Raw genomic sequence first — 19,104 nt, 5'->3', positions numbered from 1 at the left:
GGGCGGGCGCGCGGCTGCCCAGCTGTGCCCGCCATGTCGCCAGAGCGGCGACAGCGGGTTTCCGCAAACGAAAACGGCGCCCGCAGGCGCCGTGATGGTGCAGCCCGGCGTGGCCGGGCTCAAGGGCAGCTTAGTAGGTGCGCGAGCTGCTGTTGTCGTCGGTCATGCGGTCCCAGCCACGGCGCACGGCGGCCTTCATGCGCTCCCAGGTCGAGCCCGGATAACGGGTTTCCCAGTCGCTGCGCAGGTCGCTCTCGACATCGTCCCACTGGCGGTTGGCGTATCGGCTGTCGCTGCGCATCTGGCTGCCATAGGAATAGGCCGGCGCATAATCCTCGTACGAACCGCCCAGCGAGCTGTAGTTGCTGGTGTAGTGGCTGCGGTAGTAATCGTCGTCGTTGTCGGTCATGCGGTCCCAGCCGCGGCGTACCGCCGCCTTCATGTTTTCCCAGGTCGACCCGGTGCGGCCGGCATTGCGGGTTTCCCAGTCGGTGCGCAGGTCGTTTTCGACGTCGTCCCACTGGCGGTTCGCGTAGCGGCTATCGCTGCGCATCTGCGAGCCGTAGGAATAGGCCGGCGCATAGTCGTCATACGAACCGCCCGCGCTGCCATAGGTGCTGGTGTAATGGCTGCGGTAGTAGTTGTCGTCGTCATCGTCGGTCATGCGGTCCCAGCCCCGGCGTACCGCCGCCTTCATCTTCTCCCAGGTCGAGGGGCCGCCCGCGTTGCGCGATTCCCAGTCGGTGCGCAGGTCGTTCTCCACATCGTCCCACTTGCGGTCGGCGTAGCGGCTGTCGCCGCGCATCGAGCTGCCGTAGGAATAGGCCGGCGCGTAATCGTCGTACGACGCGCCCGTGCTGCCGTAGTTACTGGTGAAGTGGCTGCGGTAGTAGCTGTCGTCGTCGCGCATGTTGCCGGTGGCGCCCAGGCGCTCGACTTCGACTTCGGTGTGGCGCACCGTGTCCTTGACCTGTTGCTGGCGTTCGCTGACTTGCTTGCCGACCGTCACTTCCTCGACCACGCGGGCGGTCTTCTGCACCACCGCTTCCTCGGCGGTCTCGCGCATCTCGATGGTCTGCTCCTTGAACGCAGTGGCGTCGTTCGGATTGATCGGCTGGTCGACGCGATGGCGTTCCACGTTCACATGCTCTTCGCGCAGACCGATGCTTTCATTGACCGGGGTTTCGATCACGCGCGAGAAGATGCGCACGCCGCCGCGCTGCACTTCGCGCTTGCCGACCCTCAGCTGCTCTTCCACCACCGGGATCGACGCGGTGCTCGAGGTGGAGCCCATGGCGGCCGTGTCGCGCTGCAGCGAATCGGTGCGCTGCCGGGTGCCCTGCAGGTTCGCGCCTTGCGAGGCCGACTGCGCCGACATCGAGGACGACTGCTGCAGGCCGCTCGAGCCGGCCATGGCGCCGGTCATGCCGGCGCCGGCCATCGAGCCGCTACGGTCCGAATGCTCGTCGATGTCGGTCGGGCCGTAGCGCTCGACGATGTCGGCGGCGCGCTCGACTTCGGGCAGCGAATCGGCGGTCAGGGTCAGGACGTGGCGGCCGCCGCTGACCGCGGTTTCGTAGCGGCTGGCGCTCGTGCTGTCGTCGCTGCCGAACAGGTCGCTGAAGAAATGCTTGATGCTGGAGCCGATGCCTTCGTCCGTATCGGTGGTGGTGCGGACATCGGTGGTCCCGGCGGCGCCGCTGGTGTCCGAGGTGGACAGGCGCACGTTTTCACGGGAAAAGTTCGACGACATCAGTTCGTTCATGGCGTTCTGTGCGTCGGTGCGGTTGTCGAACACTGCTACAAGCGTATGTTGCATGATCGTTCCTCCGTTTGGTGTCGCGGCGGCGCTGGAGGATCCGGCGCAGCCCTTCGAATTGCGCGCGTCTTTTCAGGCGCTATGCTGGTCGAGCGTACCCCAATCCCGCTCGGGCTTGCGCACCATTGACACCCGACAATTGGAGGCAAAGCCGGCCGTCCTTTCACCATGTTTCGGAGGAATCGAAGCTGGCTCAGGCGAAAGGATTGTCTACCGACTTGACGTCCGGCGCGGGCAGCCGCTCGGGCAGTTCGCGCGCCTCCAGCGCGGCGACGATCGCGCCCAGCGCCTCGTGCAGGCGGCGCGCCGCGGCCAGGCCCCGCTGGTCGGCGGTCAGGTCCACGTCGCCCGAGATCGTGATGCGGTCGACGCGGTTCTCCAGCATCAGCTTACCGACTTCCAGCACGTCGGCTTCGTTGGCGTAGGGCGTGAATGCGGTCTTCTTCGGCTTCATGGGCGAACTCCGTGATTAGTTGTATCCGTGGTTGCGCGGCTTGCGCTGCTTGATCTTCGGCAGCTTCAGCATGCGCTCCTTCTGCTGCCGGCTGAGCGAAGGCAGGAGCTCGATGCCGACGATGCGTTCCAGCTCGGCCACCGGGATCACGTGGATGGGCGCATCGGCGCGGTTCTCGACGAACCAGGCGGCGGCCGCCTTCTGGCGCGGACTGTACACCACCTTGTACAGGTGGCTGGGCACGAGCACGTTGCCGACCTTGCGCAGGCTGGTGCCCAGGAATGCCGGGCCGGTAATCACATACAGCTCGCCTTCGCGCTTGGCCATCTTGCGCACGCTTTGCTCGATCGGGGCCCAGATGTGGCGGTTATGGTCGCCGTCCTGGGGCACCATGTTGGCCAGAGAGAAGCTCTCGCGCTGGGTGCGGCGGTCCGGCATGTCGCCGTTGGGCGCGAGGTGGCCGCGGTCGAAGCCGCTGCGCGAGTAGTCGGACAGCTCGGCGCGCTGGCCCTGGGGCAGGCGCGGCTCGGCGTGGAAGGCGTTGTCGCGGTCCAGGCCTTCGGCGCGCTCGAGGTTGTCCGCGCGCAGGTATTCGGCCGACCACAGCGGCGTGCGGGTCACGCCCGAATGCATGATGCCGAACACGCCGTAGCACAGCTCGCGCGTGGCGGTGGCCAGCTTGGGGTTGCGGATTTCCGGCGCGCGGCCGTCGAGATAATGGACGGGGCAGCTGGCTGCCTGGACGGCGCCGGCGGCGAGCAGCGCGCCGGCCATGGCCAGGCGCGCGAAGATCGTACGGAACATGATGATCGAACTCAAAGACTTGGTGTGATCATTTTAGCCGACCGCAATCTCCGGCCAAAATATGGATGAGCATTGCGATCGCATGGAGCCGCGCACGATTGAAAGTGCATTGCAAAAAAGAATGATCTAGAATTTGTGTTTTCCAATCAAAAATTTCCTTCACGGAAACACATGATTCACGCATGACACACGCGGAGATCCCGGAGGACCTGCGGCGCTTCGTCCTGACGAGCGTGCCCTCCGTACCGTTCCTGGAAGCCCTGCTCCTGTTGCGCGCCTCACCCGGGCAGCAATGGGACGGCGCGGCGCTGGCCGGACGGCTCTACATCCGCGAGAAGGTCGCCCAGGGCCTGCTCGACGAGCTGTGCACCGCGGGCATGGCGCGCCCTTGCGACGCGCCGGCCGCGCACGCCTATTGCTATGCGCCGGCCAGCGAGGCGCTGCGCGAGCTGGTCGACCGTCTTGCCGAGCTCTACGCCAGGCACCTGGTGGAAGTGACCCACCTGATCCATTCCACCCTCGACCGGAAGGCACAGAAATTCGCCGACGCCTTCCGTTTGCGAAAGGACACCTGATATGGGTGAGATCATCTACACCCTCTGCATCCTGACCTCGCTGGCCTGCGCCTGGCTGCTGTTCAGCAGCTACCGCCGCACCCGCTACCGCCTGCTGTTCTGGAGCGGCTCCTGCTTCGCGGTCATGACCGTCAACAACCTGTTCCTGCTGCTGGACAAGGTGGTGTTTCCATCTGTCGACTTCATGCTGCTGCGGCTGATCAGCGCCCTGCTGGCCTGCCTGCTCCTCTTGTACGGCTTGATCTACGAAAATGATTGATCCAATGAACGATCTCCTCAGCGGCGCCATCGCGATGGCCTCGCTGACCATCGCCCTGTTCTTCATCCGCTTCTGGCGCAGCTCGGCCGACCGCTTCTTCCTGTGGTTCGCGCTCTCCTTCGCGATCCAGGGTGTGCACCGCCTGTACGCGGTGCTGCGCGACCAGGGCGGCGAAGATTCGCCGCTGCACTACCTGATCCGCCTGCTGGCCTACGGCCTGATCCTGTGGGCGATCCTGGAAAAGAACTTGCCGCAGAAGGACAAGGGACGGTAGCGTGCGCCCGGGGGCAGGTGGCTAAGGGATAATCGGGGCAACCCGAATCGATTCCAGGAGGACAGCATGGCCGACCCAAAACAGTCTGCAGACCAGAAGGAACCCTTCAGCGAAGTGCTCGGCGGAGGGAAGGACAAGCGCTCCGACAACATGCTGCCCGGCGAGGGCGGCGCCGAGGACGGCCGCTTCGACGTGGCCGAGGAAGTGAACCTGGACCAGCAATCGGACGAGGCGCGCCGCGTCGGCCAGGGCCCGAAGAACGGCATCGCCGACGCCATCCCCGAGGGCCTCAAGACGCCCGTACCGTCCCAGCCGGTTCCGGACAAGCCATCCGGCCAGGAATAGTTCTTCGCCGCGCGCCACAGGTGCGCGGCCCCCTCCCTACCCCATCGACAGGCCCATGCGCAGGCCCTCGATCGTGTGGGCCTGGTAGATCGGCTCCAGCTCGTCCATCACGCGGCAGTTCAGGTGGCGCGCCACTTCCAGCGGCAGGCTGGCGTGGAAGGCGCGCGAGACCTGCAGGTCGTGCTTGACCAGGCTGGTGCAGTCGGGCGCTTCGGTGCCGAGCACCAGCACCGGGCGCGAACGGTCCGACATATTGGCGGTGCCGCGGTGGATGGTCAGGGCCGAGCGGGCCGAGATGTCGCCCATCTTCGGCAGCTTGCGCTGGGCCCGCTCCTCGTAGCGCGACCAGGTGCCCTGCGGCGGGAACATCGGGTCGCCGCCCGCCAGCTCGTCCCACTGGGTGCCGGGCGCGATTTCGAAGGGGCCCATGTCCTCGGTGACGTCGACGGTCGTGAGGTTGAAGGCGAGCGAACTCAGACGCCGGCCGGCCAGGGTCTCGGGCGGCGACGCGAAATCGCGGTGCCAGGGCTGGTGCATCGCTCCCGGTCCGGGCACGTCGAAGCCGATCTCGACGATCTTGTAGTCCGGCCCCAGCACCGCGCGGCAGACCGCCGTCACCCATGGGTGGGTAACGAGCTCGAGGAAGCCCGACAGGCGCTCGGGGTGGACCTCGACATAGTAGCGGTTGGGGCCGCGCTCCAGTGCGCCGCCCGGCCGCGCGCGGGCCTCGTCGAACAGCGTGGCGATGTCGGCGCCGAGGCGCTCGACCCATTCCCGGCTGAAGGCGCCGCGGCAGGCGATGATGCCGTCGCCGTACAGGCCGCCCATGATCTCGGCCACGTCGTAGTGGGCCGCCGTGCTTTTTTCCATCCTTGCTTCCATGCTTTCCTCCTCTGAACCGGCATGCTGCTACCAGCGAAAAAGATACTACCGGCAAAGCAAAACGGAGGGCGCACCGCCCGCCGCGGGTACCCGCCGCGGGTCGCGCAAAACAGACGTTGACAGCGCGGGGATGCCCGCTTAGATTGTCCAAGTGATCACAGCCATGGAGCCTGCCTGCCCGGCTCCGACCAGACGCCTACATGACCGAGCCGCAGCCTGAGTCCCATCGCGAAACCGCCCCTCGTCCACGCCCCACCGTCCTCTTCATCTGCAACCGGCCCGGGGTCGACCCGGTCGTGTCGCAGATCTCGGACGAGCTCGGACAGGCCATCGTGCGCGTCCAGACGGCGGCCGAGGGACTGGCCCAGGCCAGGAGCCACGACTTCGCGCTGATCCTGGCCGGCTATGCGGGCGACGCGGCCATGCTGCTCAACACCATCCGCCTGATGCGCGCCAACCTGCGTTCGCTGCACACGCCGATCATCGCCCTCAGCTTGCCGCCGCAGGCCGAACTCCCGGCCCGGCTGCCGGTCGAGGCCCTCTACGAGGCCGGCGCCATCGCCGTCCTGCATGCCCCGCTGTCGCCGGCCATCCTCCGGGCCAAGGCGCGTTTCTACATCGACGCCTTCAACAGCATGGCCGAGCGCCAGCGCGCCGAGTCGGCCCTGATGGATACCCAGGCCCGGCTCGAGACCATCATCGCCGCCGCCGAGCTGGCGGTATGGAGCTGGGACATCGCGGCCGACCGCGTCAGCGCCGACGCCCGCATGGCCGCGCTGTTCGGCATCGATCCCGCCGAGGCCGGCGAGGCCCCGCTCGCGGCCTACCTGGCCGCCCTCCATCCGGACGATGTGCCTCCGCTCCAGGCGGCGCTGGCCGAGGCGATCGCGCGCGGTGGCGTCTACGACGTGACCTTTCGCGTGCGCATTCCCGGCGGCGCCTGGCGCTGGGCCATCGCGCGCGGCCACGTGGACCAGGATGCTTCCGGCGCTGCGCTGCGCATCCGCGGCGTGGTCATCGACGCCACCCGGCAGTTCGAAGCCGAACAGCAGCTGCGGCTGACGGAGGAGCGCTACCGCACCCTGTTCGACTCGGTCGACGAAGGGCTGTGCGTGATCGAGATGCTTTACGACAGCAACGGCCAGGCTGTCGACTACCGCTTCCTGGAAACCAATCCGGCCTTCGTCAAGCACACCGGGCTGGCCGCCGCGGTCGGCAAGACCGCGCGCCAGATGGCGCCACGCCTGGAGGCGCACTGGTTCCAGACCTACGGCCGTGTGGCGGCGAGCGGCGAGCCTGTGCGCTTCGTCAACGAGGCGCGCGAACTGGGACGCTGGTTCGACGTCTACGCCACCCGGCTCGGGCCGCCGGAATGGCGCCGCGTGGCGGTCCTGTTCAGCGACATCACCGAACGGCGCCGCTCCGAGGACGCGTTGCGCAAGATGGCTTCGGACCTGTCGGAGGCCAACCGCCTCAAGACCGAATTCCTGGCCACCCTGGCCCACGAGCTGCGCAACCCGCTGGCCCCGATCCGCAGCGGCCTGCAATTCATCCGCCGCGCGCCCGGCGACGCCCAGGCGGTGACGCGGGTGCACGACATCATGGAACGCCAGCTGAGCCACCTGGTGCACCTGGTCGACGACCTGCTGGACGTGGCGCGCATCACGCGCGGCCAGGTCGAGCTCAAGCGCGAGCCGGTGGACCTGGCCACCGTGCTCTCGAGCGCGGTCGAGACCAGCATGCCGCAGATCGAGGCGGCCCGCCATTACCTCGACGTGCGCATGCCGAACGAGGCCCTGCTGCTGGACGCCGACCCCACCCGCCTGACCCAGGTGATCAGCAACCTGCTCAACAACGCGGCGCGCTACACCCCGCGCGGCGGACGCATCGTGCTGGCCGCCGAGCGCGACGGCGGCCAGGCGGTAATCGCCGTCTCCGACAACGGCATCGGCATCGCGCCGGACAAGCTGGAAGACGTGTTCAAGATGTTCACCCAGGTCGGCCAGGGCCAGCAGCCCGGCGCCGGCGGGCTCGGCATCGGCCTGTCGCTGGTGCGCAGCCTGGTCGAGCTGCACGGCGGCAGCGTCCGGGCCGCGAGCGACGGCACCAACGCCGGCAGCGTGTTCACCGTCCGCCTGCCGCTGCACGCGTCCCAGCAGGGCCACCCGCCCCCGCAGGAGCCGGCGCAGGCCGCGAACGATGCGCCCGGCGGCATGGAGGCCGGGGCCGGCGCGGGGCTGAGCGTGCTGGTGGTCGACGACAACCGCGACGCCGCCGAAACCCTGTCCGCCCTGCTCAACCTGCTGGGACACAGCGCGCCGGTGGCGAACGACGGCCACCAGGCCCTGCGCATGCTGCCGGGACTGCGGCCGCAGGTGGTCTTCCTCGACCTGGGCATGCCGGGCATGTCCGGCTACGAGGTGGCGAGCGCGATCCGCACCGAGCCGGCCTACGCAGGCATCAAGCTGGTCGCCCTGACCGGCTGGGGCGGCGAGGCGGACCGGGCGCGCACGGCGGCCGCGGGCTTCGACCTCCACCTGACCAAGCCGGCCACCCTGGAAGCCATCCAGGAAGTGCTCGCGCAGGTCTAGCGCAGCGGGCCTACCAGGCGATCCCGAGCAGGACCTCGGCCATGCGCGGCCAGCACAGGCTGGCGACCTCCTCGCGCGCGGCCCAGCGGTAGCCATCCATTTCCGGTGTCGGCGCACCGGTCGTATGGTGCGGGAAGTAGCTGCTGCAATGCAGGTGGTCGAGACTGTCGAGCTCCGGGCCGGAACGCACCAGGTAGAGATGCAGGCGCTTGTCGCGCCGGTACTCGAAGGGTCCCAGGTCGCGGAAGGCCTCCGCCGCGAATTCGAGGCCCGCCTCCTCGCGCAGCTCGCGCACCGCCGCCTCCAGCTCGGTTTCGCCAGGGTCGCGCATGCCCTTCGGGATATCCCACTTGGGCGTGTCGGTGACGTGGCAGAGCAGCAGTTCGCCCCGGGGATTGACTACCAGGGTGCCGCAGGAAACCGTGAATTTCGCCATGCTGAGAAGGGTGAACGATGCAAAGGTTCAATGTATCGGCCGGCGATCAGGCTTGTCAATTGTGCGCGCTGTTGGGCGTGCGCACCGCAAACTAGCGGCTTGATTCGCTTGGCTGCACGGGAGTACTGCATGGATTTTCTGGTACCTGGTAATTTGTTGGGCAATACGCTGCAAGACTGGATGATGGCGATCGGCGTCGCCATCGGCGGCACCATCGCGATGTATGTGGTGCGCGCATTCGCGCTGCGCAGGATGCACGAGCTCTCGCAACGCACCGCCGGCAAGCTGGACGATTTCGTCACCAAGATGCTGGCCAAGACCTACCTGGTCTTCCTGCTCGCCATCGGCATCTACCTGGGCAGCATGTTCCTGGTCCTCCCGGACAACTACCGCTTGATCGTCTCGCGCATCGCGGTGGCGGCGCTGATCCTGCAGCTGGGGATCTGGGGCGATTCCGGCCTGCGCGCCTGGCGCGCCCAGTTCATGAGCGCGAATGGCGACGGCGCCCGCAAGGCCTCGAGCACCATCATGTTCTTCATGATGCGCCTGGTGGTCTGGACCGTGGCCTTCCTGATGATGCTGGATAACTTCGGCTTCAACATCACCACCCTGGTGGCCAGCCTGGGTATCGGCGGCATCGCGGTGGCCCTGGCCACCCAGAACATCCTGGGCGACCTGTTCGCCTCGCTGTCCATCATGCTCGACAAGCCTTTCGAGATCGGCGACTTCATCATCGTCGGCGACGCCCTCGGCGCGGTCGAGTACATCGGCCTCAAGACCACCCGCCTGCGCGGCCTGGGCGGCGAGCAGATCGTGTTTTCCAACAGCGACCTGCTCAAGAGCCGGATCCACAACCACAAGCGCATGCAGTCGCGCCGCGTTGCCTTCATCCTGCGCGTGGCCTACGGCGCCAGCGACGCCCAGATGACGCGTATCCCCGAACTGGTGCGCGCCATCGTCACGGCCCGCGGCGATGTCGACTTCGAACGCGCCCACTTCTTCCGCTACGGCGAGTGGTCGCTGGACTTCGAAATCGTCTACCACTTCAAGAGTCCCGACTACATCCTGCACATGGACGCCCAGCAGGCCATCCTGCTGGAGATCTACCGTGCCTTCGAGCGCGAGCGGATCCAGTTCGCGCACCCGCTGTCGGTGATCCGGGTGGCGGAGCCGACCGACCCCGCGGGCGGCTGGCTGCCCCACGCCGTGCCGCGCACTGATGAGCTAAAACATTGATTTGTATGGCTAAGTTAGCCGGACTCTTCCTACATGGCCGGGCTGCCGGGTCCTATTCCGGCCTGCTTGTCGGTGTCCTAACATGAACTCGACGCCTCCCCGATTGCGGTGCCCTCACACCGCCGCCGGGCAGGCACTCCACTCACCGTGTCATTGATAAAGGAGACGATCATGGCATCGAACAAACAAGCAAGCAGCAAGCGCGGGATCGCTTCGCAAGGCGGCCGCTCCTCGAGCAGCGGCAGCCGCGGCAACAGCCAGAGCGGCAGCCAGGGCAACAGCCAGAGCGGCTCGGGCAGCAACCGCGGCTTCGCCTCGATGGACCCGCAACGCCAGCGCGAGATCGCCTCGCAGGGCGGCCGCGCCGCCCACGCGTCGGGCAACGCCCACGAGTTCAACTCGCAGGAGGCTCGCGAGGCCGGCCGCATGAGCCACAAGAATGACGGCAACCGCCAGAGCGGCAGCGGCGGCAGCCGTGGAGGCGGGAATGGCGGCGGTAATCGCTAAGATCTTCCCGTAACATCTCGCACGGGATGGCTGGACCGGCAGCGGCGCTCTTTTGGGGCGTGGCTGCCGGTCTTTTTTCGTGGGTGTTCGTAGTAAAGTCAACTTGGGTCCCCGCCTTCGCGGGGATGACGTTCAGAAGTAGCGGGCTACGATGAAGCTTTTGGCCCGCTACCGTAATACGTCATCCCCGCGCAGGCGGGGACCCAAGTTCGCACCGCAGCCACCAAATCACGCAGCAAGGTAAACGAAAAAAGCCGCAGGGTTCGACCGCGGCTTTCTTACACGAGCTGAAGGAATTACTCCGCCTTCGCCCCCACAGCCTTCGCCGAAGCCGCCGTCTGGTGCACCCCACCCCCGATCGCCTCCGCCGCCTTCTTGCCGGCCAGCAGAGCGTGATCCGAGTTGTAGTACTCCCACTCGCTGTAACGGCCCGCCAGCGTGATGTCATGCTGCTTCAGCCAGTTCTTGCAGATCTCGACATTCTTTGCACGGTTGTGGTCGTACAGCACGTAGGCGATCGGCATGTCGACCTGGTTGGCGCACAGGATAGTGTCGCCTTCCTGGATCATGCCCACCTTGCGGCAGTCCTCGATCGCACGCTGGATCAGTGCCTCGCCCTCGACCGGCAGCGGTTTGTGCGGCGAGTACGAGATCTCGCAGGTGAAACCGAAGCCGCCCGGCGGGTTGCATTCCGGGCTGGCGTTGCCCTGCACGAAGATGCGGTGGAAGATGCTGTCTTCCGGGTAGTAGATCCAGTGCTTGTCGGTCGCGTTCGGACGGTCGATGCCGATGTTCACGCAGCGGATCGACACGTGGCGCAGGCCCTTGGCGGCCGCACGCACTTCTTCCGGCGCCTGGTCGCCGATCACGCGGATCAGTTCCGGCAGCGGCATGGTCGAGACCAGCTGGTCGTAGCGGAAGCGGCGGCCGTCGGCCAGCGCGACCACGTGTTCGCGCGGCAGCACCTGCACCACGTCGGCATTGGTCTCGATCTTGCCCTGGATGTGGGGCAGGAAGCCGTTCATCAGGGCCTGGAAGCCGCCCTTGAGCGGGTAGCCGAAGCGGGCGTTCGGGCCCATCGGCTTGGCGACCGGCTCCAGCGCGCCCTGGATGATCTCTTCCAGGTTCGGCAGCGGCACGCGTCCGCCCAGCCACGAGGTTTCCATCTCGTTCAGCGGCACGGTCCAGATCTTCTTGTTGTAGGGGATGGCGAAATGCTTGGCGATGCCCTTGCCCCACACCTTGTAGATGAACTGTTCGAAGTTCTTGACCTCGCCCTTCACCGACTTGTCGGTGTTGCAGGCGTCCAGGGTGCCGTCGGCGCAGCAGTCGTCGATCTGGCGGGCCTCCTGCTCGTCCGCGCCATTGTCGCCGTAGCGCGCCTCGATGGCGCCCATCACGCATTCGCTGATTACCTTCGGCGGCAGGCCGTAGAGCGCGCCCTGGAAGGGATAGCGGGTGTAGACGTTCTTGCTGTAGACCCAGGCTTCGCGGTTCTGCCAGTGCACGTTATCGCCCAGCAGCACGTCGTACATCTTGAGGACGTAGGGGTCGTTCGAGAACATGATGTGGCCGGCGTAATCGAAGGTGAAGCCCTTGTCCTGGATCGAGCGGCACCAGCCGCCGATCGTGGCGTTACGCTCCAGCACCAGGGTGTCCGCGTCCAGGTGGTAGGCCGCCGACAGGCCGGTCGGGCCGCTGCCGATCACGATATTGCGGTACGAAGACTTGGCGCTCTTGGCCAGCGGCAGCGGATTGACCGTGGCCGGCAGGGCCTCCGGGTTCGCCGCCGACAGGCGCTGGGCGCGGTTGCCCGGCACCACGTTCCGGATCAGCTCGTGCATGCGGCCGGCGGTAAGGTCCCAGGAGGTGCCGGCCACCACTTCGCGCATGCGCTTGGCCATCTTGAGCTTGTCGCCTTCGGTCATCGCCAGCATGCGTTCGCAGGCGGCGATATAGTCCTTGGCGCCGTCGGCGATCGCCACTACGTCGCCGTAGGGCACCTTGACGTCGGTGATCGAGGTCGAGACCGAGGGCAGCTCGGCCGCCATGTATTCCAGCACCTTGGTCGGGCTGATGAACTTGGTCGACTCGTTCAGCGCGAACGGCAGCAGGCAGACATCCCAGCCGGCCAGGAACTTGGGCAGGTCCGGGTAGTTGCGCTGGCCCATGTAGTGGATGTTCGGGCCTTGCGGCAGGTGGGCCGGGTCGATCTTGACCACCGGGCCGACCAGCACGATGTTCCATTCCGGATGGGCCTCGGCCATGGCGCGCACCAGCTCGGTGTCGAAGCGCTCGTCGATGACGCCGTAGAAGCCCAGGCGCGGATGCGGGATGTGGGCCTGGTCCGGATGCGAGATGTCGCGGTCCTGGGCCTGGCGGAAGTGCTTGGCGTCCACGCTGCTCGAGAAGCAGTGCGCGTTCGCATGGCGGTCGCGCTTGGACTGGTACAGGCTCGGGCCGCCGGTGAAGACCAGGTCGGCGATGTTCAGCAAGGCGCTCTCGCGTTGCAGCAGCTGTTTGGGCGCATTCTTGAACGCCGCCAGTTCGTCCATGCAGTCGTAGATGACCTTGGATGGGTGCAGGCCTTGCAGCAGCGGCAGGGCCATCGGGGTGTAGAACCAGACGATCGGCTGTTCGCCGTCCGGGACCAGGTCCTTCAGCAGGGTCTGCAGGGTCGGGAGCTGGTCGTCGTGGAAGCCCGGTGCGTGGATGGCGGTATGCGGGCGGCACACCGTGATGTTCGGCGCGACGGCCGTTTTCTGCAGGTGTGCCTGTCCCTCGCTGTACACCGGCTCTTCGACGAAGAGGACGTTATAGTGTTCCGCCAGACGGGTCATCAGGTGCTGGGGGCGCTGGAAAACGAAATCCCAGCGCAGATGGCAAAACACGATCAGGGTCGGCATGTTGATTTCCTTTCGCCTTGCTGGCGCTATAGTTGTTGGCAAAGATCTCCGGGCCGGTTTTCTCTCTCCCTTGCCATATGACACAGTGGTTCAACCTGGCCGGACCCCGAAATCGTAACATGTAAATTTTTTAATGTTTTCATTTATGCATTGCAACATTGCCAACAGGAATCACGTCTGACCCAGCCGTTTCGCCTCTCTCCTAGGAGAGGGTTGGACGAGCGATATCTCATGTAGGGGGCGTCCTACATCGATACAGGAAAATCCACTACGAAGCGGTGAAAACTTTTGATTGTGCGGCGCAGCGCGGACCGTCGAAAACGCGGCCCGCACGGGAATGAAGGGGGGATTTCGGGAGGGAATGAGGGCGCGCGCCGACTTTCCGGCGCACGTGACGCAGTGCGGCAATCAGGCGCGGTGGTAGGGCTCGGCGCCTTCGGCGTGCCCGTCTTCGCTGAAGCCCGCGGCCACCGAGACGCCTTCCAGGCCCGCCGAGAGCAGCGCGTCGCACAGCTCGTCCACTTCGGCGCCGAGGTCGGCCGCCAGGTCCACCGGTTTCTCCACGCTGCCCCAGGGCTGGCCGCCGTCCAGCGCATACAGGTTGGCGCGCAGGACGATGTGCTCGCCCATGTCGAGCGGCGCCACGGCGGCGTGCACCTGGTCCGGCTCGAGGTCCTTGGCCGCCAGCGTGCGGCGCACGTCGGACAGCAGCGCCAGCATGCCCAGTTCGTTCACGGCCTGCTCCTTGGCGCCGAAGAACAGGTCCTGGTACAGGAAGTCGAGCTCCAGGCGCTCCGGGTCGGCGGCCAGGCTGCGTCTGAGCAGCGGCGCGATCTCGACGGTCCAGTCGCGGTAGCGTTCCATGCGGCGCGCGAAGTAGGCGTCGCTGCCCTCCTCGTCCTTGGGCACCCGGTAGAAGGGATCGTCGGCGCGCTTGAGCGAGAAGCCGAGCAGGAAGCGCAGCTCCATCGCGGTCTCGTCGGGGGCCACCGGTTCGCCGGTCCAGCCGCGCATGCTTGCTTCGATGGTCGGAGCCGGCTGCAGCTTCTTTTCCAGCAGCGAGGCGCTGGCCTCGCGCAGCATCTCGTGCAGGCTGCTGTAGCTGACGTGGTCGATCTCGGCCAGGTCGTAGGCATGGCGGATCAGCACCACCCTGGCCGACGGACTATCGAGGCCGGCGGCCTGGAAGCTGGCGGACAGGCGTTCGAAGGCTTCGTCGTCCTGGAAGGCCTCCCGGGCCACCAGGCCGCCCGTGCTGCGCACGAACAGCGGCACCAGGAAGGCGTCGATCTCGTATTCCGGCCCGTCCTCGCGGCGCAGGCGCCAGGTCGCGGCCTCTTCCTCGATGCGGCCGCGCAGGATGCGGCAGGCCAGCGGATCGGTATAGCGCGCCAGCTCGATCGCCTCGTACAGCACCTCGTCGCGCTTTTTACGCACGGCCTTGCGCACCGCCGCGCTCAGCTCTTCCTCGCGCTCGCCGTCGGAGCCGAAGCCGGGCAGGTCCTCGCGCTCGGCGATCTCGAGGGCCAGGTCGGCCAGTTCCTTCGCCTGCGACGAGGTATCGGGTTCGCGCACGTTGTTCGACTTGCGGGGTGCGGGACGCTTGTTCTTGGGCATGGTGTGGTGCAGAAAGTGATCAAGGTCTTCATGGTAACGCATCGGCCCCGGCGCCGGCGAGCGCCTCGGCGCGCCGCGAAACGGGCGGCGCCAACCGGGATGGCGACGGATGGGCTGCCGGAGTGTTATGCTTCGGGCAAGATCAACAACAAGTGCGGCCCCGCGCCGCCACAACCGGGAACCATTCCACATGCTCGAGAAACTCTTCAAACTCAGGGAAAGCGGCACCGACGTGCGCACCGAAGTGCTGGCCGGCCTGACCACCTTCCTCACGATGGTGTATATCATCTTCGTCAATCCGGCCATCCTTGGCGACGCCGGCCTGCCGAAGGAGTCGGTGTTCGTGGCCACCTGCCTGGTGGCCGCCCTCGGTACGGCCGTCATGGGCTTGTACGCCAACTACCCCATCGCGATGGCGCCGGGCATGGGCCTGAACGCCTACTTCGCCTACGCCGTGGTGCTGGGCATGGGCATCGCCTGGCCGGCGGCGCTGGGCGCGGTGTTCATCTCGGGCTGCCTGTTCATCCTGGTGTCGCTGCTGGGCCTGCGTGGCATGATCGTGGACGGCATCCCGCGCTCGATGCGGGTCGCGATCACCGTCGGCCTGGGCATGTTCCTGGCCCTGATCGCGCTCAAGAACGCCGGCATCGTGGTGGCGAACGAGCCGACCCTGGTCAAGGCCGGCGACCTGCACAAGCCCGAGGCCCTGATGGCGATCGCCGGCTTCCTGGTCATCGTCGCCCTCGACCGCCTGAAGGTGCGCGGCGCGATCCTGATCGGCATCGTGCTGGTGACGGTGCTGAGCTTCTTCTTCGGCGGCAACACCTTCAAGGGCATTTTCTCGCTGCCGCCCTCGATCGAGCCGACCCTGTTCAAGCTCGACATCGCAGGCGCGCTGTCGGTCGGCATCCTGAACGTGGTGCTGGTCTTCTTCCTGGTCGAGCTGTTTGACGCCACCGGCACCCTGATGGGCGTGGCGCGCCGCGCCGGCCTGCTGGTCGAGGGCAAGATGGACCGCCTCAACAAGGCGCTGCTGGCCGACAGCGGCGCCATCGTGGCCGGCAGCATCCTGGGCACCTCCAGCACCACCGCCTACCTGGAAAGCGCCTCCGGCGTGCAGGCGGGCGGGCGCACCGGCCTGACCGCGCTCACGGTGGCGGTGCTGTTCCTGGCCTGCCTGTTCATCGCGCCGCTGGCCGGCGTGGTGCCGGCCTACGCGACCGCACCGGCGCTGCTGTTCGTGGCCTGCTTGATGCTGGCCGACCTGGGCGATGTGGAATGGGGGGACAGCACGGAGAGCATCCCGGCGGCGGTCACCGCGCTGGTGATGCCGTTCACCTTTTCGATTGCGGAAGGCATCGCGTTCGGGTTCATCACCTATGCGGCGCTCAAGCTGCTGACCGGGCGCGCGCGCGAAGTGCGGCCGGTGGTGTGGATCATTGCGGCGCTGTTCACGTTCAAGATCGCCTATATCGGCACCTAAGCACCACGACGGTTTCGAAGCTGGCGATCATCAACTCAGTCGAGAATGATCGACCCGTCCGGATTGCGCCTGACGCGCGTGATGCCCGGCTCCTCCTGCTCCAGCCTGCGCGCCTCGTGCTCCTGCGGCGTGAGCTCTTCCGAAATCTCCGGCTCGGCCAGGCGCCGCGCGGCCAGCGCTTCGTCTCGCCGGGCGAAGGCCTGGCGGAAGATCTTTTCCAGCTCGGCCGCCTGCCAGGGCTTGGCCACGTAGCGGAACACCTCGGCGCGGTTGATCGACTCCATCACCTCGCCGATGTCGTTCGAGGCCGACAGCACGAGGCGCACCGCGTCCGGCTGCAGGCCCTTGACGACCTGCAGGAAATCCGCCCCGGTCAGCCCCGGCATGCGGAAATCCGACATCACCACGTCGAAACTGGCCTCGGCGCAGCGCAGCAGCGCCTGTTCCGGGTCCTGGCAGGTCATGATCTCGACCTCGCTCCCCGGCAGGAAGCCGCGCAGGGCGCGCTGCAGGGCGCTGAGCACGTTGGCCTCGTCGTCCACCAGCAGAATACGTCTCATCCACCTTCTCCTTCGATGCGCACGTGCACGACGAACTGCTCGTTCGCGCTCTTTTCGTAGTCGGCGATCTGGGCGATCATGCGCTCGGTCAGCACATGGTCGGCCGACAGCAGCAGCTGGCCGCCGCGCGTGATCAGGTCGCGCGAGGTGCGCATCCCCGGACGCAGGACCGCCACCTTCAGCGGGCGGTCCGGCGGCGCCTCGGGCGGCGGCACGCGGCCGGTGGCCACCTCCATGAAGGCCGCCACCACCGCTGGGTCGTAGCGCGAACCGCGCCGGTCGTGCACCAGGCCGGCCGCCTGTTCGCGCGACATCGGGTTGCGCGCCAGCACGCCGATCTGCAAGTTGTCGTAGTCGCTCGCCACCGCCAGGATACGCGCCCCCAGCGGAATGTCCAGGCCCGCCAGGCGGTCCGGAAATCCTTCGCCGTCGAAGCGCTCCTGGTGGGCGCGCACCAGCGCCGCCGCTTCCGCCAGGTCTTCCAGCGGCATCAGGATCTGCTGGCCGCGCGCCGGGTAGAGCTTGTACTGGTTGAGCTGCTCGCCCGTCATCATCGCCACCGGCGTGTCGAGCAGCAGGTCCGGCATGCCGATCTTGCCGATGTCGTGCAGCAGGCCGGCGACGAACACCTGCTGCATCTCCTGGGCGTTCATGCCCATGCGCTGGGCGATGCGGCGCGCGAGGTCGGCCACGCGGCGCGAATGGCCGGCCAGCTTGGGACCGCGCAGCTCGATCATGCCCGAGAATACCCGGATCGAGGTCAGGAAGCTGCGCTTGAGCTTTTCGTGCGAGGCCACCAGGCTTTCGTGGGTCGCCTTGAGCTGGGCCGTACGCTTGGCCACCTGGGCTTCCAGCCCCTGGTTCAGTTCGCGCAGCTGCTCGTTCTGCCGGCGCGTCAGGTCCTCCAGGCGGCGCTTTTCCTGCTCCAGCTCGCGCCGCTCCAGGGCATGGCGCACCAGCAGCAGCATCTCGGTGTCGTCCCAGGGCTTGGTGATGTAGCGGTAGATCTCGCCGCGGTTGACGGCGCCGATGATCTGGGCAACGTCGGCGTAGCCGGTCAGCAGGATGCGCAAGGCGTCCGGGTGGTCCTGGCGGGCGCGTTCCAGGAACTGGGCGCCGTCCATCTCGGGCATGCGCATGTCCGAAATGATCAGGTCGACCTGGCGCCCGGCCAGCATGGCCAGGCCTTCGCGGCCGCCGCCGGCGGTCAGGATCTCGTAGCCCTGGGCGCGGAACAGGCGCCGCAGCGCCGACAGGATGTGCGGCTCGTCGTCGACGCACAGGATCACGCCGGCCTGCTTGCCGCCGGCCGGATTGGCGCTGGTGCTCATGCGGCCGCCCCCTCTCCGCCCCCGGCCACGTGATGCACCGGCAGCGTGATGCGGAAGGTGGTGCCCTTCCCGAGCTCGCTCTGCACCTCGATCTGGCCATGGTGCTTCTGGATGATCCCATAGGACAGCGAGAGGCCGAGCCCGGTCCCGCTGCCGATCGGCTTGGTGGTGAAGAAGGGATCGAAGATGCGCGCCAGGTGCTCCTTGGCGATGCCGCTGCCGTTGTCCGCGATCTCGACCCAGACCTGGCTGCCGTCTTCCGCCACGCCGGTCCGGATCGTGATGCGCCCGTGGCCTGTGATCGCGTGGGCGCCATTGACCACGATGTTCATGAACACCTGGTTGAGCTGGGACGGCAGGCATTCGATGTCGGGAATGTCGCCGTACTCGCGCACCACCTCGGCCTTGTACTTGACCTCGTTGCTGACGATGTTCAGGGTCGAGTCCAGGCCGGCGTGCAGGTTGGCCCACTGCCATTCCTGGTTCGCGTCCACGCGCGAGAAATCCTTCAGGTCCTGCACGATCTTGCGCACCCGGGTGATGCCCTCGCGCGATTCCGACATCAGGACCGGGATGTCCTCGATCAGGTAGTCGAGGTCGATCCCGGCGCGCATCGCGCGCAGGCGCTCCAGCACCTCCGGCGCGGCGATGCTGGCCTCCGCCTCTTCGTAGGCCTTGAACATCTCGAGCATGCGCCCGATGTAGCCGCCGAGCGTCTCGAAGTTCGAAAACACGTAGCCGATCGGGTTGTTGATCTCGTGCGCCACCCCGGCCGCCAGCTGGCCGATCGAGGCCAGCTTCTCGGACTGGACCAGCTGTTCCTGGGCCATCGACAGGCGCGCGTTGACTTCGGTGAGTTCCGCGTTGCGGCGCACCAGCTCGGCCTCGGCCGCCTCGCGCCTGCGGATATCGTCTTCCAGGCGCTGCATCGCCTGTTCCAGCTGGGCGGTGGGATTGCCGGCCAGGGCGTCGTCGGCGCCGGCCTGCCTGCTCTGCTGCTGCTTCGCTTCCATGTTGATCAAGCC

Annotated in this window: 18 protein-coding genes; 8 read left to right on the top strand and 10 right to left on the bottom strand. The window is 66.8% G+C overall.

Annotation, left to right across the window (positions count from 1 at the left end; genetic code table 11):
- Positions 1-130: 130 nt before the first annotated feature.
- The 3 genes from KBW95_RS15795 to KBW95_RS15785 form a co-directional block, all read right to left on the bottom strand.
- A complete protein-coding gene (locus KBW95_RS15795) occupies positions 131-1,819 on the bottom strand; it encodes a YsnF/AvaK domain-containing protein (protein WP_229429786.1) in 1,689 nt (562 codons plus the stop codon).
- 193 nt (positions 1,820-2,012) lie between these two features.
- Positions 2,013-2,273 (bottom strand): hypothetical protein, encoded by a 261-nt coding sequence (locus tag KBW95_RS15790; RefSeq protein WP_211525254.1) that lies wholly within the window; start codon positions 2,271-2,273, stop codon positions 2,013-2,015.
- 15 nt (positions 2,274-2,288) lie between these two features.
- Positions 2,289-3,077, bottom strand: coding sequence for a DNA/RNA non-specific endonuclease (locus tag KBW95_RS15785; RefSeq protein WP_211525253.1), 789 nt, complete (start codon positions 3,075-3,077; stop codon positions 2,289-2,291).
- A gap of 182 nt (positions 3,078-3,259) precedes the next feature.
- Here KBW95_RS15785 and KBW95_RS15780 point away from each other — a divergent pair, with 182 nt between their 5' ends.
- The 4 genes from KBW95_RS15780 to KBW95_RS15765 all read left to right on the top strand — a co-directional run bounded on the left by KBW95_RS15780 (position 3,260) and on the right by KBW95_RS15765 (position 4,530).
- Positions 3,260-3,652 carry a hypothetical protein gene (locus KBW95_RS15780; RefSeq protein WP_211525252.1) on the top strand — a complete coding sequence of 131 codons (393 nt, stop codon included), beginning with the start codon at positions 3,260-3,262 and terminating at the stop codon, positions 3,650-3,652.
- Position 3,653: 1 nt separating this feature from the next.
- Positions 3,654-3,911: a DUF5985 family protein gene (locus KBW95_RS15775; protein WP_211525251.1), complete on the top strand. Its 258-nt coding sequence runs from the start codon at positions 3,654-3,656 to the stop codon at positions 3,909-3,911.
- A 4-nt stretch (positions 3,912-3,915) separates the two neighbouring features.
- Positions 3,916-4,185, top strand: a complete 270-nt coding sequence (locus KBW95_RS15770) for a DUF5985 family protein (protein ID WP_211525250.1) — start codon at positions 3,916-3,918, stop codon at positions 4,183-4,185.
- Positions 4,186-4,251: 66 nt separating this feature from the next.
- Positions 4,252-4,530, top strand: coding sequence for a hypothetical protein (locus KBW95_RS15765; RefSeq protein WP_211528714.1), 279 nt, complete (start codon positions 4,252-4,254; stop codon positions 4,528-4,530).
- A gap of 36 nt (positions 4,531-4,566) precedes the next feature.
- Here KBW95_RS15765 and KBW95_RS15760 read toward each other — a convergent pair whose 3' ends face one another.
- Positions 4,567-5,412: a phytanoyl-CoA dioxygenase family protein gene (locus KBW95_RS15760; protein ID WP_229429785.1), complete on the bottom strand. Its 846-nt coding sequence runs from the start codon at positions 5,410-5,412 to the stop codon at positions 4,567-4,569.
- A 200-nt stretch (positions 5,413-5,612) separates the two neighbouring features.
- Here KBW95_RS15760 and KBW95_RS15755 point away from each other — a divergent pair, with 200 nt between their 5' ends.
- The gene (locus KBW95_RS15755; protein WP_211528713.1) at positions 5,613-8,003 is read left to right on the top strand and encodes an ATP-binding protein; all 2,391 of its coding nucleotides are present in this window, start codon (positions 5,613-5,615) and stop codon (positions 8,001-8,003) included.
- 10 nt (positions 8,004-8,013) lie between these two features.
- Here the strand turns inward: KBW95_RS15755 and KBW95_RS15750 are convergent, their stop codons facing one another.
- Positions 8,014-8,439 carry an NUDIX hydrolase gene (locus tag KBW95_RS15750; protein WP_211525247.1) on the bottom strand — a complete coding sequence of 142 codons (426 nt, stop codon included), beginning with the start codon at positions 8,437-8,439 and terminating at the stop codon, positions 8,014-8,016.
- Between the two features lie 129 nt (positions 8,440-8,568).
- On the opposite strand from KBW95_RS15750, the gene KBW95_RS15745 reads away from it, so the two are divergent.
- The gene (locus KBW95_RS15745; protein WP_211528712.1) at positions 8,569-9,675 is read left to right on the top strand and encodes a mechanosensitive ion channel family protein; all 1,107 of its coding nucleotides are present in this window, start codon (positions 8,569-8,571) and stop codon (positions 9,673-9,675) included.
- Positions 9,676-9,846: 171 nt separating this feature from the next.
- Positions 9,847-10,182 (top strand): KGG domain-containing protein, encoded by a 336-nt coding sequence (locus KBW95_RS15740; protein WP_211525245.1) that lies wholly within the window; start codon positions 9,847-9,849, stop codon positions 10,180-10,182.
- Between the two features lie 296 nt (positions 10,183-10,478).
- Here KBW95_RS15740 and KBW95_RS15735 read toward each other — a convergent pair whose 3' ends face one another.
- Entirely contained in the window at positions 10,479-13,088 is a 2,610-nt protein-coding gene (locus KBW95_RS15735) for an NAD(P)-binding protein (RefSeq protein ID WP_211528711.1), read from the bottom strand.
- Between the two features lie 408 nt (positions 13,089-13,496).
- Complete coding sequence (locus KBW95_RS15730) at positions 13,497-14,705, bottom strand: hypothetical protein (RefSeq protein ID WP_211528710.1); 1,209 nt, start codon at positions 14,703-14,705, stop codon at positions 13,497-13,499.
- A gap of 190 nt (positions 14,706-14,895) precedes the next feature.
- On the opposite strand from KBW95_RS15730, the gene KBW95_RS15725 reads away from it, so the two are divergent.
- The gene (locus KBW95_RS15725; RefSeq protein WP_211525242.1) at positions 14,896-16,188 is read left to right on the top strand and encodes an NCS2 family permease; all 1,293 of its coding nucleotides are present in this window, start codon (positions 14,896-14,898) and stop codon (positions 16,186-16,188) included.
- Positions 16,189-16,223: 35 nt separating this feature from the next.
- On the opposite strand, the gene KBW95_RS15720 is transcribed toward KBW95_RS15725, so the two are convergent.
- From KBW95_RS15720 to KBW95_RS15710, 3 genes are read right to left on the bottom strand one after another with little or no spacing between them, the layout of a single operon-like run.
- Complete coding sequence (locus KBW95_RS15720) at positions 16,224-16,748, bottom strand: response regulator (protein WP_211525241.1); 525 nt, start codon at positions 16,746-16,748, stop codon at positions 16,224-16,226.
- On the bottom strand, positions 16,745-18,079 hold the full coding sequence (locus KBW95_RS15715; RefSeq protein WP_211528709.1) for an HD domain-containing phosphohydrolase: 1,335 nt from the start codon (positions 18,077-18,079) through the stop codon (positions 16,745-16,747). Before KBW95_RS15715 ends, KBW95_RS15720 begins: the two co-directional genes overlap by 4 nt.
- Positions 18,076-19,092 carry an ATP-binding protein gene (locus KBW95_RS15710; RefSeq protein WP_211528742.1) on the bottom strand — a complete coding sequence of 339 codons (1,017 nt, stop codon included), beginning with the start codon at positions 19,090-19,092 and terminating at the stop codon, positions 18,076-18,078. Before KBW95_RS15710 ends, KBW95_RS15715 begins: the two co-directional genes overlap by 4 nt.
- Between the last annotated feature and the right edge of the window lie 12 nt (positions 19,093-19,104).

Origin of the sequence: Massilia sp. ZL223, from assembly GCF_018119395.1 — a bacterium.
Classification (GTDB): domain Bacteria; phylum Pseudomonadota; class Gammaproteobacteria; order Burkholderiales; family Burkholderiaceae_D; genus Telluria.
The sequence above is the reverse complement of the archived record's forward strand: the minus strand, read 5'-3'. Positions and strand labels throughout refer to the sequence as shown.

What these genes read in the sequence shown, in the direction of transcription:
- KBW95_RS15795 (WP_229429786.1), bottom strand. Translation starts at nt 1,819, where the DNA reads ATGCAACATACGCTTGTAGCAGTGTTCGACAACCGCACCGACGCACAG.
- KBW95_RS15790 (WP_211525254.1), bottom strand. Translation starts at nt 2,273, where the DNA reads ATGAAGCCGAAGAAGACCGCATTCACGCCCTACGCCAACGAAGCCGAC.
- KBW95_RS15785 (WP_211525253.1), bottom strand. Translation starts at nt 3,077, where the DNA reads ATGTTCCGTACGATCTTCGCGCGCCTGGCCATGGCCGGCGCGCTGCTC.
- KBW95_RS15780 (WP_211525252.1), top strand. Translation starts at nt 3,260, where the DNA reads ATGACACACGCGGAGATCCCGGAGGACCTGCGGCGCTTCGTCCTGACG.
- KBW95_RS15775 (WP_211525251.1), top strand. Translation starts at nt 3,654, where the DNA reads ATGGGTGAGATCATCTACACCCTCTGCATCCTGACCTCGCTGGCCTGC.
- KBW95_RS15770 (WP_211525250.1), top strand. Translation starts at nt 3,916, where the DNA reads ATGAACGATCTCCTCAGCGGCGCCATCGCGATGGCCTCGCTGACCATC.
- KBW95_RS15765 (WP_211528714.1), top strand. Translation starts at nt 4,252, where the DNA reads ATGGCCGACCCAAAACAGTCTGCAGACCAGAAGGAACCCTTCAGCGAA.
- KBW95_RS15760 (WP_229429785.1), bottom strand. Translation starts at nt 5,412, where the DNA reads ATGGAAGCAAGGATGGAAAAAAGCACGGCGGCCCACTACGACGTGGCC.
- KBW95_RS15755 (WP_211528713.1), top strand. Translation starts at nt 5,613, where the DNA reads ATGACCGAGCCGCAGCCTGAGTCCCATCGCGAAACCGCCCCTCGTCCA.
- KBW95_RS15750 (WP_211525247.1), bottom strand. Translation starts at nt 8,439, where the DNA reads ATGGCGAAATTCACGGTTTCCTGCGGCACCCTGGTAGTCAATCCCCGG.
- KBW95_RS15745 (WP_211528712.1), top strand. Translation starts at nt 8,569, where the DNA reads ATGGATTTTCTGGTACCTGGTAATTTGTTGGGCAATACGCTGCAAGAC.
- KBW95_RS15740 (WP_211525245.1), top strand. Translation starts at nt 9,847, where the DNA reads ATGGCATCGAACAAACAAGCAAGCAGCAAGCGCGGGATCGCTTCGCAA.
- KBW95_RS15735 (WP_211528711.1), bottom strand. Translation starts at nt 13,088, where the DNA reads ATGCCGACCCTGATCGTGTTTTGCCATCTGCGCTGGGATTTCGTTTTC.
- KBW95_RS15730 (WP_211528710.1), bottom strand. Translation starts at nt 14,705, where the DNA reads ATGCCCAAGAACAAGCGTCCCGCACCCCGCAAGTCGAACAACGTGCGC.
- KBW95_RS15725 (WP_211525242.1), top strand. Translation starts at nt 14,896, where the DNA reads ATGCTCGAGAAACTCTTCAAACTCAGGGAAAGCGGCACCGACGTGCGC.
- KBW95_RS15720 (WP_211525241.1), bottom strand. Translation starts at nt 16,748, where the DNA reads ATGAGACGTATTCTGCTGGTGGACGACGAGGCCAACGTGCTCAGCGCC.
- KBW95_RS15715 (WP_211528709.1), bottom strand. Translation starts at nt 18,079, where the DNA reads ATGAGCACCAGCGCCAATCCGGCCGGCGGCAAGCAGGCCGGCGTGATC.
- KBW95_RS15710 (WP_211528742.1), bottom strand. Translation starts at nt 19,092, where the DNA reads ATGGAAGCGAAGCAGCAGCAGAGCAGGCAGGCCGGCGCCGACGACGCC.